General features: G+C 38.6%; 13 protein-coding genes and 1 riboswitch. Of the genes, 11 read left to right on the top strand and 2 right to left on the bottom strand.

The genetic code is table 11. The features are described from left to right. Positions 1 to 19 precede the first annotated feature (19 nt). On the top strand, positions 20 to 1,792 hold the full coding sequence (uvrC, locus tag CCK98_RS25645) for an excinuclease ABC subunit UvrC (protein WP_088089185.1): 1,773 nt from the start codon (positions 20 to 22) through the stop codon (positions 1,790 to 1,792). A gap of 70 nt (positions 1,793 to 1,862) precedes the next feature. Then, positions 1,863 to 2,040, top strand: a riboswitch (Lysine riboswitch). A 111-nt stretch (positions 2,041 to 2,151) separates the two neighbouring features. Next, positions 2,152 to 3,369 (top strand): aspartate kinase, encoded by a 1,218-nt coding sequence (locus tag CCK98_RS25640; RefSeq protein WP_088089184.1) that lies wholly within the window; start codon positions 2,152 to 2,154, stop codon positions 3,367 to 3,369. 49 nt (positions 3,370 to 3,418) lie between these two features. Here the strand turns inward: CCK98_RS25640 and CCK98_RS25635 are convergent, their stop codons facing one another. Beyond that, complete coding sequence (locus CCK98_RS25635; RefSeq protein ID WP_088089183.1) at positions 3,419 to 3,862, bottom strand: YslB family protein; 444 nt, start codon at positions 3,860 to 3,862, stop codon at positions 3,419 to 3,421. A gap of 441 nt (positions 3,863 to 4,303) precedes the next feature. Between CCK98_RS25635 and CCK98_RS25630 the strand changes: the two genes are divergently transcribed. The 7 genes from CCK98_RS25630 to CCK98_RS25600 all read left to right on the top strand — a co-directional run bounded on the left by CCK98_RS25630 (position 4,304) and on the right by CCK98_RS25600 (position 11,108). Further along, the gene (locus tag CCK98_RS25630) at positions 4,304 to 4,912 is read left to right on the top strand and encodes a succinate dehydrogenase cytochrome b558 subunit (RefSeq protein WP_088089182.1); all 609 of its coding nucleotides are present in this window, start codon (positions 4,304 to 4,306) and stop codon (positions 4,910 to 4,912) included. Positions 4,913 to 4,969: 57 nt separating this feature from the next. Beyond that, positions 4,970 to 6,718, top strand: coding sequence for a succinate dehydrogenase flavoprotein subunit (gene sdhA / locus CCK98_RS25625; protein WP_088089181.1), 1,749 nt, complete (start codon positions 4,970 to 4,972; stop codon positions 6,716 to 6,718). Positions 6,719 to 6,733: 15 nt separating this feature from the next. Beyond that, positions 6,734 to 7,495, top strand: coding sequence for a succinate dehydrogenase iron-sulfur subunit (gene sdhB, locus CCK98_RS25620; protein ID WP_088089180.1), 762 nt, complete (start codon positions 6,734 to 6,736; stop codon positions 7,493 to 7,495). 175 nt (positions 7,496 to 7,670) lie between these two features. Continuing rightward, positions 7,671 to 8,252, top strand: a complete 582-nt coding sequence (locus CCK98_RS25615) for a class D sortase (RefSeq protein ID WP_088089179.1) — start codon at positions 7,671 to 7,673, stop codon at positions 8,250 to 8,252. 142 nt (positions 8,253 to 8,394) lie between these two features. Continuing rightward, positions 8,395 to 8,619, top strand: a complete 225-nt coding sequence (gene gerE, locus CCK98_RS25610) for a spore germination transcription factor GerE (protein ID WP_026563391.1) — start codon at positions 8,395 to 8,397, stop codon at positions 8,617 to 8,619. Positions 8,620 to 9,122: 503 nt separating this feature from the next. After that, a complete protein-coding gene (locus tag CCK98_RS25605) occupies positions 9,123 to 9,824 on the top strand; it encodes a DUF2294 domain-containing protein (RefSeq protein WP_256942462.1) in 702 nt (233 codons plus the stop codon). 105 nt (positions 9,825 to 9,929) lie between these two features. Then, the gene (locus tag CCK98_RS25600) at positions 9,930 to 11,108 is read left to right on the top strand and encodes an ATP-binding protein (RefSeq protein ID WP_088089178.1); all 1,179 of its coding nucleotides are present in this window, start codon (positions 9,930 to 9,932) and stop codon (positions 11,106 to 11,108) included. Between the two features lie 46 nt (positions 11,109 to 11,154). Here CCK98_RS25600 and CCK98_RS25595 read toward each other — a convergent pair whose 3' ends face one another. Then, positions 11,155 to 11,457, bottom strand: a complete 303-nt coding sequence (locus CCK98_RS25595; RefSeq protein ID WP_088089177.1) for a HesB/YadR/YfhF family protein — start codon at positions 11,455 to 11,457, stop codon at positions 11,155 to 11,157. A 208-nt stretch (positions 11,458 to 11,665) separates the two neighbouring features. Here CCK98_RS25595 and CCK98_RS25590 point away from each other — a divergent pair, with 208 nt between their 5' ends. Both CCK98_RS25590 and racE read left to right on the top strand, forming a co-directional pair. Continuing rightward, the gene (locus tag CCK98_RS25590) at positions 11,666 to 12,115 is read left to right on the top strand and encodes a MarR family winged helix-turn-helix transcriptional regulator (protein ID WP_088089176.1); all 450 of its coding nucleotides are present in this window, start codon (positions 11,666 to 11,668) and stop codon (positions 12,113 to 12,115) included. A 14-nt stretch (positions 12,116 to 12,129) separates the two neighbouring features. Beyond that, on the top strand, positions 12,130 to 12,924 hold the full coding sequence (gene racE, locus CCK98_RS25585; RefSeq protein WP_088089175.1) for a glutamate racemase: 795 nt from the start codon (positions 12,130 to 12,132) through the stop codon (positions 12,922 to 12,924). Positions 12,925 to 13,009: the final 85 nt, after the last annotated feature.

The raw sequence follows: 13,009 nt of genomic DNA, 5'->3' as shown, positions 1-13,009 counted from the left end.
CGAGAGTGGAGTGGCCGGAATGAATGAAATAATCAAGCAAAAACTGACGCTGTTGCCGGATCAACCGGGCTGCTACTTAATGAAAGACCGTCAGGGTACGATTATTTATGTGGGGAAGGCAAAAGTATTAAAGAATCGTGTACGTTCTTATTTCACTGGGTCACACGATGGAAAGACGCTTAGACTAGTCAATGAGATTGAGGACTTTGAATATATTGTAACCTCTTCAAATATTGAAGCACTTCTACTTGAACTCAACCTAATTAAAAAATACGATCCGAAATACAATATCATGCTGAAGGATGATAAAACCTATCCATTCATTAAGCTGACAGCTGAAAAGCATCCGAAACTCATCATTACAAGAAAAGTAAAAAAGGACAAAGGTAAATACTTTGGTCCGTACCCAAATGCGACGGCTGCCAATGAAACCAAAAAGCTTCTTGACCGAATATATCCGCTGCGAAAATGCTCAACCCTGCCTGACCGGGTCTGCTTGTACTACCATTTAGGGCAGTGCCTGGCACCATGTGTCAATGAAATTCAGGAACAACAGTATAAACAAATGACGGATGAAATTACCCGCTTTTTGAATGGTGGTTATAAGGAAATAAAAAAAGAGCTTCAGGAAAAAATGTCAGCTGCTGCTGAAGAGTTAGACTTCGAGCGAGCGAAAGAGTTCCGTGATAAAATCATCCATATCGAAACGATCATGGAAAAACAGAAAATTACCATGAACGATTTTACGGATCGTGATGTATTTGGTTATGCAGTCGATAAAGGCTGGATGTGTGTGCAAGTCTTTTTTGTCCGCCAAGGGAAACTAATTGAGCGGGACGTCTCCATGTTCCCCTTCTATAATGAACCAGAGGAAGAAATACTAACTTTCCTCGGACAATTTTATTCGAAAGCTAATCACTTCAAGCCGAAGGAAATTCTGATTCAAGATGAAGTCGATTTGAGTCTTGCGGAACAACTACTTGAAGTAAAAGTGCTCCAGCCACAACGGGGGCAGAAAAAGGATATTGTCCAATTGGCGATCAAAAATGCAAAAATAGCCTTAAATGAAAAGTTTTCCTTGATCGAGAAGGATGAAGACCGCACCATTAAGGCTGTCGAGAACTTGGGTGAATTACTGGGAATTTATACGCCGCACCGGATTGAAGCATTCGATAACTCCAACATCCAAGGGACAGACCCAGTATCAGCCATGGTCGTTTTCATTGATGGAAAGGCAAATCATCGGGAATACAGGAAATATAAGATTAAAACCGTTCAAGGACCTGATGATTATGAATCCATGCGAGAAGTGACAAGAAGAAGGTATTCACGCGCCTTAAAAGAAGAACTTCCCCTCCCAGATTTAATCATCATCGATGGTGGTAAAGGCCATGTTGAAGCCGTAAGAGATGTTTTGGAAAATGAGTTAGGATTGGATATTCCACTATCGGGACTCGTCAAAGATGATAAACACAAAACTTCCCAATTGCTGTACGGCAATCCTTTGGGAATTGTTCCATTAGGCCGAAACAGCCAGGAGTTTTATTTACTGCAAAGAATTCAAGATGAGGTCCATCGCTTTGCCATTACGTTTCATCGTCAGCTTCGTGGAAAAAGTGCCTTTCAATCCTTGCTCGACGATATTCCTGGAATCGGTGAGAAAAGGAAAAAGCTATTGCTAAAACAATTTGGCTCTGTGAAAAAAATGAAAGAGGCTAGTATGGAGGAATTTACAAATATCGGAATCCCTATGAACGTAGCCGAAGAATTAATTAAAAAACTTCAATCCTAGTGATTGTAAGAAAAAATAGAACATGCTATAATAAGTGAAAATTTAATTTACTATCACTTTTACGTATTAAAGTGAAGGTAGAGGTGCGAGCTTCAAGAGTAATGGTTCTGAGAAGGATGAGCTTCTAAGACGGATCATGAAAGGGAATGTTCGCCGAAGTAAAGAAAATCTCATTTCTTTCTTTGCTGGTCCTGTATTGAATAAATGCCGGATTGTCAGGACGAATGTCTTGGAGAGCTATCTTACATTGTAGGTGCGAGAATATTTTTTCGTGTTCTAAAGCAATGAGAGGCCCTTCTCATTGCTTTTTTATTTGGAAAAATTTACACGTGTTTACTAGAAAGAAGGAGAAAACAATCATGGGGATTATTGTACAAAAATTCGGGGGAACCTCCGTTGCTAATGTAGAAAGAATACTAAATGTAGCATCCTGTGTAAAAGAAGAGACAGACCGTGGCAACAATGTAGTCGTTGTTGTTTCTGCGATGGGAAAATCAACGGATACACTTGTCGGATTAGCAAAAGAAATTTCCGCACAGCCAAATAAGCGGGAAATGGACATGCTGTTATCAACAGGAGAACAGGTAACCATTGCGTTATTGTCAATGGCCTTAAATCAGCAAGGGCTTGATGCCGTTTCTTTTACAGGCTGGCAGGCAGGAATCATCACAGAACCTGTCCATGGAAATGCCCGCATTTCGAATATTAAAACGTCTGCAATTGAAAAGGAGCTCGCAACGGGTAAGGTTGTTATTGTGGCAGGATTCCAAGGAATCACGGAAGAAGGCGCAATTACGACGCTCGGTCGTGGTGGTTCTGATACGACAGCTGTGGCATTAGCGGCAGCCTTAAAGGCAGATAAATGCGATATTTATACCGATGTTACTGGGGTTTACACCACGGATCCAAGATATATCAAGAATGCTCGTAAATTATTATCTGTATCGTACGATGAAATGCTAGAGTTAGCTAATTTAGGTGCTGGCGTGCTCCATCCAAGAGCAGTAGAATTTGCTAAAAACTATCAGGTTCGGCTTGAGGTTCGCTCGAGCATGGAGAGAGTAGAAGGAACAGTTATTGAGGAGGAAGCAGCAATGGAACAAAACTTAGTAGTCCGCGGTGTCGCATTTGAAGACGAAATAACAAAAGTAACAGTATTAGGATTGGCGAATTCATTAACAAGTCTATCTACCATCTTTTCAACACTAGCGGAAAATCACCTGAATGTTGACATTATTATTCAAAGTACTACAGAGGGCGATACGGCTAATTTGTCTTTCTCTATCCATACTAATGATTTATTAGAAACATTAAAGGTATTAGAAGACAATAAAGCAGTGCTTGCTTATGAGCAGATTGATGCGGAAAATAAATTAGCGAAGGTGTCAATTGTTGGCTCAGGAATGATTTCTAATCCTGGCGTAGCAGCAAAAATGTTTGAGGTACTCGCTGCAAACAACATCCAAATTAAAATGGTCAGCACATCCGAAATCAAAGTATCAGCAGTAGTAGAAGAAAAAAATATGTTAAAAGCAGTAGAAGCCTTACACGAAGCCTTCGAACTGGCAAACAAATAAAAAAAGGGTGTCAGGCACCGAAGCGGTGCCTGACACCCCATTCCCACGTTTAGTTCTTTTCCCATTTAACAGTGAAAAGGACTTTATTTGATTTCTTTACAGGATGTTCAAAGGTTTCTGCATTGGCTTCTTTTTGTAGTTCAATTTGTTGGGCAAGGAAGCCGGCTTCGAGTTGGAAAAAGTGCTCAGCTTTTGATTTCACACGCGGGACAATAACTGGACTCATTAGTTCAAATTGGATCTCAGTTTTATTTTCTTTTATTATTTCAAGTTGGCCCCAAGAGGCTTTGGCGAAAAACTCCATAATCTGAGCAATATCAGTTAGTGGAAATTTACGTGCGAGGCTTTTTCCGGCCCAATATAAAATTTCAGGTGTATCTTTTCCTAAAATCTCAGGTAAAAGAATTTCTCTGATTAATTCATACCCGAAAAGAGATATGGATTTTGGTTCATCGGTATCTATAGTCTCAACAACAACTGTACTATCGTTCACAAGCTTCCCCTCTTTCTATCATTCTATTATATACGCTTTTTGTTAGGTGTCAGTACAGTTTTTCTAGATAAAACGAATCAATTTACATTAGTTTTTTTGTTATTTTGCAATATCTTGCCTTTTTTTCTATGATAATTATAATTCCCGATATGGTAAAAATAACAACCGTTATATCCTGGTAATTAATTGTAATTATCTATTTATTTTTAATATTAATCCAAATTATTATTGAGATTAACAAATCTATTATAATTTCAATATATTTTAAAAATTTTAATATCTATGATAGAATTGTGTATCCGTTTTCTTGACGCTCTAAGATGATGGGAGTAAAATGGACATGTCACATTATTGTCACACTGATGCTAGGTTTCATATAAGGGGATTTAAATGCTAGAAACTGAACATCATTTTTTTTAAACATTATAGGAGGGTAAATTTATGGCAGGTAATCGAGAGTTTGTTTATCGGAGATTGCATTCGTTGCTTGGGGTTATTCCAATTGGGATCTTTGTCATCCAGCATCTGATTGTGAACCACTATGCGACAGTTGGGGTAGAATCCTTCAACAAAGCTGCGAATTTTATGGGAAATCTTCCTTTTCGCTATGTGTTAGAAACTGTAATTATTTATTTACCAATTTTATTCCATGCAATCTACGGGCTGTATATTGCTTTTACAGCCAAAAACAATGCAAGCCAATATGGATTCTTTAGAAATTGGATGTTTATGCTTCAACGTGTGTCTGGTGTGATTACACTTATTTTTATCACATGGCATGTATGGGAAACACGGGTAGCAGCGGCGTTTGGAAATGAAGTTAACTTTCAAATGATGCAAGATATTCTTTCATCACCGTTCATGTTTGCGTTTTATGTCATTGGGATTATTTCAGCAATTTTCCACTTTGCAAACGGATTGTGGTCATTCTTTGTTAGCTGGGGCATCACAGTATCTCCACGTTCTCAAGTTATTTCTACATACGTGACAATCGTTATTTTCTTAGCTCTTTCCTATGTTGGAGTAACGACTTTATTAGCTTTTGTATAACAAATTAATGATTGATCGGAATAATATTGGATTTTGGATTAAGGGAGTGAGTCACGAATGAGTAAAGGTAAGGTAATTATTGTCGGCGGCGGTTTAGCTGGCTTAATGGCAACGATTAAGGTTGCAGAAACAGGAACACCTGTAGAGTTGTTTTCTCTTGTTCCAGTTAAACGCTCTCACTCGGTTTGTGCCCAGGGTGGTATTAATGGAGCAGTAAATACCAAAGGTGAAGGCGATTCGACATGGATTCACTTTGATGACACCGTATATGGCGGAGACTTCTTGGCTAACCAGCCGCCAGTAAAGGCGATGTGTGATGCAGCACCAGGTATTATTCACTTAATGGACCGTATGGGCGTTATGTTTAACCGTACACCAGAAGGATTATTAGACTTCCGCCGTTTCGGGGGAACACAATATCACCGGACAGCATTTGCAGGCGCTACGACTGGTCAACAGTTGCTTTATGCTTTAGACGAACAAGTTCGCCGCGAAGAAGTAGCTGGTTTGGTAACGAAATACGAAGGCTGGGAATTCCTGGGTTCTGTCGTTGATGACGATGGTGTGTGCCGTGGAATTGTGGCTCAAAATTTAAAAACAATGGAAATTAAGTCATTCTCAGGGGATGCAGTCATCATGGCAACCGGCGGCCCTGGTATTATCTTTGGAAAATCTACAAACTCAGTTATTAATACAGGTTCAGCAGCATCGATTGTGTATCAGCAAGGTGCTTATTACGCTAACGGTGAAATGATCCAAATCCATCCAACAGCCATTCCAGGTGACGATAAGCTTCGCCTAATGAGTGAATCGGCTCGTGGTGAAGGTGGCCGTATCTGGACATATAAAGATGGGAAACCATGGTATTTCTTAGAGGAGAAATATCCAGCTTACGGAAACCTGGTACCACGTGATATCGCCACTCGCGAAATTTTTGATGTTTGTGTTAATCAAAAGCTCGGTGTCAATGGCGAAAACATGGTATACCTCGATCTTTCTCATAAGGATCCACATGAATTAGATATTAAACTTGGCGGGATTATTGAAATTTATGAAAAATTCATGGGTGATGATCCTCGTAAAGTTCCAATGAAAATCTTCCCTGCTGTTCACTATTCAATGGGTGGACTTTGGGTTGATTATGACCAAATGACAAGCATCCCTGGTCTATTTGCAGCGGGTGAATGTGATTATTCTCAGCATGGTGCGAACCGTTTAGGTGCCAATTCCTTGCTTTCAGCCATTTATGGCGGAATGGTTGTAGGACCAAACGTAGTTAAATATATCAAAGGCTTGGAGAAGAGTTCCGATGCAGTTTCTTCTAGCGTATTTGACCGACATGTTAAAGAACAAGAAGATAAGTGGAATTCAATTATGTCCCTAAATGGAAATGAAAATGCTTATGTTCTTCATAAAGAGCTTGGGGAATGGATGACTGATAATGTAACGGTTGTTCGTCATAACGACAGGCTATTAAAGACAGATGAGAAAATTCAGGAACTTCTAGAACGTTACCAAAACATCAATATTAATGATACATCCAAATGGAGCAACCAAGGGGCAGCATTTACTCGCCAACTACAAAACATGCTGCAATTGGCTCGTGTTATTACGATTGGTGCATACAACCGGAATGAGAGCCGCGGTGCTCATTATAAGCCTGACTTCCCTACACGTAATGATGAGGAATTCTTAAAAACGACAATGGCGAAATTTGTTGACAGTTCAACAGCACCAGCTTTCCATTATGACGATGTTGATGTCTCATTGATCAAGCCACGGGAACGCAATTACGCAAAAAGTTAAGGGGGAGTAGGAAGAATGTCAGAAGCTAAAAAGGTTAAATTTATTATTTCACGTCAAGATAACGAAAATACTGCTCCTTACGAGGAGGAATTTGAGGTTCCTTATCGTCCGAATATGAATGTCATCTCGGCGTTAATGGAAATTCGTAAAAACCCTGTAAACACAAAAGGACAAGATTCGACCCCAGTTACTTGGGATATGAACTGTCTTGAAGAAGTTTGCGGTGCATGTTCAATGGTCATCAACGGCAAGCCTCGTCAATCCTGTTCAGCACTTGTCGACCAATTGGAGCAGCCGATTCGATTAGCTCCGATGAAAACTTTCCCAGTGGTACGTGACTTACAGGTTGACCGGAGCAGAATGTTTGATGCCTTAAAGAAAGTGAAAGCATGGATCCCAATCGATGGTACCTATGATTTGGGCCCAGGACCACGTATGCCTGAGACAAAGCGTCAATGGGCTTATGAGCTTTCAAAATGTATGACATGTGGTGTTTGCCTTGAGGCATGCCCGAACGTAAACAGCAAATCAAACTTTATTGGAGCACAGCCGCTTTCTCAAGTTCGTCTTTTCAATGCCCATCCAACTGGTGCAATGAATAAGGCAGAAAGACTTGAAGCGATTATGGGCGACGGCGGACTTGCAAACTGTGGTAACTCACAGAATTGTGTTCAATCTTGTCCGAAAGGTATTCCGTTGACTACCTCGATTGCTGCATTAAACCGTGATACAACCATTCAAGCCTTCAGAAGCTTCTTTGGAAGTGACAACGCATAGAATTGCGGAAGACTTTTCGTTTAATTTAAATGTAATTGAAAAAACCTTCTTTTCTATCATCGAAAAGAAGGTTTTTTTGTCGTATAGGGGCAATAATTGCAATGGTTCTTTCGGTAGTGATTTGTTATACTCTTATTAATAACGTTAGTTCGTTGAAAAAGGAAGGTACATACAGGTGAAATCTAAATTTCCGCTGTTAATTATTCTTACAGGATTAATTTTAGTAGGTATTGGGCTTTGGCAATTTATAGATGTGAAAACGCAAACACATGCTTCACTCAAGCAGGCTAAGGAACTAATTGCAGACCAGCCTGAGGATGCCCCTAAAAAGAGGGATGTAAACAGCAAGCCGCCAGAAATGGGGGAGACAGTCGGTCTTTTAGCCATTCCAAAAATCAAAGCAGAGTTAGCAATCATCGAAGGAACCGACCCCGATGATCTCGAAAAAGGTGTCGGCCATTATAAAGGCGCCTATTACCCTGGTGATCAAGGACAAATTGTTCTTTCTGGACATCGAGACACCGTGTTTCGTAAATTAGGGGAACTTGAGATTGGCGATTCACTGAAGATGGAAATGCCGTATGGATCCTATACTTATGAAATAATTGATACCAAAATTGTTAAGTCTGATGATACGAGCATTATTACGCTCCAACATAATAAAGAGGAACTAATCTTAACAACCTGTTACCCGTTTAGTTATATAGGAAATGCCCCAAAACGATACATTATTTATGCAAAGCCCAAAAACTCCTAATCGCTAGGAGTTTTTTTTTATAAAAACGAATCATCTGTTTGTAAATATAGTCACTACATTAGAACTGTTCACATAAGATATGTTGACTAAATATATACCCACCCCGTGTTCATACTGGCGAAGGCAAGGAGGGTTACAGTACTTGAAGGAGAATGTTTATAATCACAAGCCGTTACTCACCAAACGAGAAAGAGAAGTATTCGAGTTATTAGTACAAGACAAAACAACGAAAGAAATCGCTGGTGAATTATTTATAAGCGAAAAAACGGTTCGGAATCACATTTCAAATGCCATGCAAAAGCTTGGTGTAAAGGGGCGTTCTCAAGCAGTTGTAGAGCTCCTTCGAATGGGAGAGCTAGAACTTTAATTATGACCGGCATCCTCTTGGGGAGGCCGGTTTAATTTTGAATAGATAGCCATAAAAAAGGTAAGCAAACGAAATGCTTACCCTTTTGTCTGCAATGCAGATCAGCGATACTTGAAAAATACTTTTATGCTTACTTGAAAGCAGGCATTCTAAACCAAAATTTTAGCCGAGAAGTAGTATGACAAAATAAGAATGCTGCTCTAATCCCCATAATAATCAAGGTTGAGAATAAGCTAAAGAGAATATTCAAAGTATATCCCTCCACATTGAAGATTCGTGTTAAAAAGTAACACTAAGATTATTGTTAATCTAGGAAATAATTTTATTCGGATTGTGTGTGATAACAAATCACGAATTCGGTGCGAAATTGTCAATGAAAAGTAAATTTGTTACAAAAATTGCGAATAAATTTTCATAAATAAATTGATAATCTATTTATAGACATTTAAAATAAACCTAGGATAAAAGAAATAATGCTTTTATCTCATAAAAGGATGTTTTTCTTGGAATACAAACAAGTGCAAACAGAACTGGCGGGTTATATTGGGAGAACACTCCGTGAAAACTTCGGGAAAGGTCCCGAATCTGTTTATGTTTCCTATAATCACACGATACTGACTGTTTATTTACGTAACTTTATTTCGCCTTCTGAAACTGTTTTGTTAGGGCAGCAACAAGAAGCAATGATCCAAACAACAAGAGATTTGTTGATGCAAAAATTAATCCCTGAGTTTAAAGCCTATATTAAAATTCTGACAAGTATAGAAGTTAATGAGTTTTATTATGATTGGGGTTTACACAATAAAAGTGGATTATTTGTTTGTATAGGCTCTACCTCGACTGAAATCGAAATTAACAATGAAAAAACCTATAATTATCATGGTCAAGAATCTCTTCACCAAGAAATTAATAGAATAAGCCTTCAAGCGGAAAAAACGCCTGAAGAGGTCGTTTCCTATTTATTAAATGAAAGAACGCTGGTTGTTATTCGAAATGGAATTCTTGTGCCAATTGAGAAGGAGTTAATTCGTTTAGGGAACTTTGAGATATTAAGGATTGCGAAACGGAATCTAGAGAAGCGATTATTACATAGTAGCAGTAATTTTGAATCGATTCTACAAACGAAAGTGAATGATGTATTTGTGGATTGGGATTTTTATCGCGATAAAAGTGTAATCGTACTAATATTATCACCAACTGCATAAAGGCGGAAGTGAACTAGACAATTTCAATTGAGCTAGACATAAGCCAAGATGGGATGACTCCTATCTTGGCTTTTATTTTATGGTGGAAGGAATAGATAAATAGAGATGGGCAGTTCAATAAAAGCAGCTAATAATGGATCAATTAAAACGAATATAGAAGAGGAATTAGAAAAACGTGAAGAATCCTATCGGGATTTAGTTGACAATTCACCTGACGCCGTAATCATTGCCTATGAAGATGACATTCTTTTTATAAATGAAACGGGTGCAAAGTTATTTGGAGCATCAAACAAAGAAGAAATTCAACAAAAGAAAATAGTCGATCTCATTCATCCTGATTATCATGTGCGTATTAAAGAACGGGTGGAAATAGTTACGCGTGGGGATGCAACAGACTTTTTTGAATATAAATTGATCAGGTTAGATGGCACTGTGTTTGAGGCGGAGGTAAAAGGAATTCCCACGATATTTCAAAATAAACCAGCAAGGCATGTTATTATCAGGGATATAACTGATCGAAAAAAAACACTAGAACTATTACTAAATGCTGAGAAATTAAATGTAGCTGGCCAACTGGCAGCAGGGATTGCCCATGAAGTACGAAATCCACTCACTGCGATTAAAGGGTTTCTTCAATTAATAGAAACAAAGCTAAATGACCATAAATCTTACTTTGATATTATCCAATCGGAAATTGATAGAATAGAACTCATTCTCAGTGAGTTATTGATACTCGCAAAACCACAAGATCTAAAGTTTGAGCCTGTGCTTTTACAAACATTGATTGAAGATGTGAAAACGCTGATTGATACCCAGGCAATTATGAATAATGTGCAGATTGAATTTGTTAATGATTGTGGAAAATTAATCATCAACGGCGATAAAAATCAATTAAAACAAGTGCTTATAAATTTTTTAAAAAATGCGATTGAAGCGATGCCGAATGGCGGAGTGATTACTATTGAGCTGAAGAAGCACGGTTTTAATCAAGTAAAAATGCTAATTAAAGATACAGGAAGTGGAATGCCGCAACATGTATTAAAACGAGTCGGGGAACCATTTTTTACAACAAAAGAGAGCGGCACTGGATTAGGAATTATGAATTCCAAACAAATTGTTGAAAATCACCATGGGACCGTTCATTTTTGGAGCGATGAAAAAGGAACGCTAATCGAAGTGATACTGCCGATTAATGGAGATAAGATTGAAAGGACAAAACAGGGGGGGGAGGGGTTTTTCGAAAAAGTGGTAAATAAAATAGGCAGGAGTTTTAATAAAGACTAAAATAGGAGGGCTGAGAACAACCTTCCTATTTTTGTTGAGTATTCTATTATTCCGGTGACTTGGTATAACTATATTCTAATTCATCTGTTTTTTCGTTGTAATTGACCTGTAAATCATGTCCATTAAAAAACCACAAGTCCCTTTCTTCAACATAAAACCACATGCCCTCTGATTCGAATTTAGTTATCATATCGATTGGCTCGTTATCTACTGTGAAACCGAGCGAGAAACCTTCTTGCACAGGACTGTTTCCATAGACCTTTGGATAAAACTTCACCTTATCTCCTGTTTTTAACTCTACTTCGTCTTTAAACCACTTTAGTGCTGTCTTGCTGATTACAATTTCCATTCTTTTCTCACCTTTGGTTGATTATTCTAATATCTATTTTATTATACTCCAAAGAGTCTCAAACTAATATTTCTAATAGTTTCAACTTGAATTTTTAGCGAAAAAAGTAGAAAATAAGGTAAGTATTTAGATATTTAATTTTTGAACAATATGTTTAAATAGATATGGTCTTGAGGAGAAGAGAAGCTTTATATAGGAGTGTTATGAGATGAAACACGAAAATTCACAAGAAGCAAATGGTGACATTGTTGCCAATATTGAGAAGGATTTACGCTACATCTCTGGGATCATCAAGCAAAAAGGAAGAGAAATGCTAAGTAATTATACGATTACTCCACCGCAATTCATTGCATTGCAGTGGCTCTTTGAAGATGGTGATATGACAATCGGGGAGCTCTCTAATAAGATGTATTTGGCATGCAGTACGACGACAGATCTTGTTGATCGAATGGAGAAAAATTTACTTGTAGAGCGGGTAAAAAATCCAAACGATCGTCGTGTTGTCAGAATTCATCTACTTGAAGAGGGCAAGCGAATCATTGATGAAGTGATTAAAAAGCGTAAAGTTTATTTAGAAGAAGTGTTGGTCAATTTCTCATCTGAAGAAATTCAACTTCTTCAAAAAAGCTTAACGAAATTGCATCAGGAAATGCGTTAAAAGAGGCGATAAGTTTGAAACAAGCAATTGGTGTTATTGATTCCGGCGTTGGCGGATTAACTGTTGCCAAAGAGGTAATCAGACAGCTTCCAAATGAGAAAATCATCTATTTGGGGGATACCGCACGTTGCCCATATGGTCCGAGAACAACAAAGGAAGTAAAGAGGTTCACTTGGGAAATGACCTCTTTTTTATTAGAAAAGAAGATTAAGATGCTCGTTATTGCCTGTAATACGGCAACAGCTGCGGCACTAGACGAGATTCGTAAGGAATTGTCCATCCCGGTCTTAGGGGTAATTAATCCTGGAGCACGGGCGGCAATCAAAAAGACAAAAAACTACCGTGTCGGAATTATCGGCACAGAGGGTACAGTAAAAAGTGGTGCTTATGAAAGAGCCTTGAAATCATTAAATAGCCGGCTTTTTGTCAAAGCACATGCTTGTCCAAAATTTGTCCCTCTTGTAGAGAGTGATGAATTTGGTGGGCCGATTGCGGAAAGAATTGTCGACGATGCCTTAAGGCCGATGCAGAATCAGAACCTGGATACCCTTATTTTAGGCTGCACCCATTACCCGTTGCTTGAGCCCGTCATAAAAAATGTCATGGGTGAGTCTGTAAGCGTAATTAGCTCTGGTGATGAAACCGCTCGGGAAATAAGTGCAATCCTCCAATATAATGGGTTACTTGATTCGTGTGAAGAAGAACCAGAGCATGAATTTTACACAACCGGTTCAAGGCGGATATTTTCAAAAATCGCCTCACAATGGCTGGGGAATCCAATTAACAATGTGCAAAAGATCAAGCTATAAGTCGAGCCTTCTTTAAATAGAGGCTCGTTTTTTTTTTTTGCTGAATAAACGATGGTGTCCTCCACTGGTGGACATTTGTGCGCGA

Source organism: Bacillus sp. OV166, from assembly GCF_900177675.1.
Taxonomy (GTDB): domain Bacteria; phylum Bacillota; class Bacilli; order Bacillales; family Cytobacillaceae; genus Neobacillus.
This window is presented reverse-complemented; position numbering and strand designations above follow the sequence as displayed.